This is a genomic window from Chryseobacterium sp. SIMBA_029 (genome assembly GCF_046535275.1).
Taxonomy (GTDB): Bacteria; Bacteroidota; Bacteroidia; order Flavobacteriales; family Weeksellaceae; genus Chryseobacterium.
Window position 1 is genome coordinate 1 of record NZ_JAWRXA010000072.1, and the last position, 381, is coordinate 381.

General features: G+C 34.4%; 1 protein-coding gene. It reads right to left on the reverse strand.

What is annotated here, in order from left to right; genetic code table 11:
• On the reverse strand, positions 1 to 189 hold a 189-nt coding region (locus SB679_RS23265), incomplete at its 3' end, for a hypothetical protein (RefSeq protein ID WP_410704656.1).
• Between the last annotated feature and the right edge of the window lie 192 nt (positions 190 to 381).

Genomic DNA, 381 nt, shown 5'->3' on the forward strand with positions numbered 1-381 from the left:
CTCAGTAATCAATAAATCATCATCTTCATTACGCTTTTGTACCAAGTAACTTCCATCTGGTAAAATTTCCATCTTCATCACTCTCTCCCCTTTTAAAAATGGGGTAGTGAGCATCCAGTCAGTATTCAATGATTGACTGAAAAATAGAGTACAGCATAGGATTGCTGTTGCAAATATTATTTTTTTCATGGTTTTAGTTTTAAATAAAAGGAGCTTATGGTAAACCACAAGCTCCTTTAAAATATTTTGAAGTGTAAACTAATTATTCTTCAGTTTTTTCTTCAGTAGTGTCAGCTTTAGCTTCTTCTACTTTTTCTTCTACAGGAGCATCAGCAACAACTGCTGCTTTAGCTGGCGTAGATCTTCTGCTTCTTCTTGTAG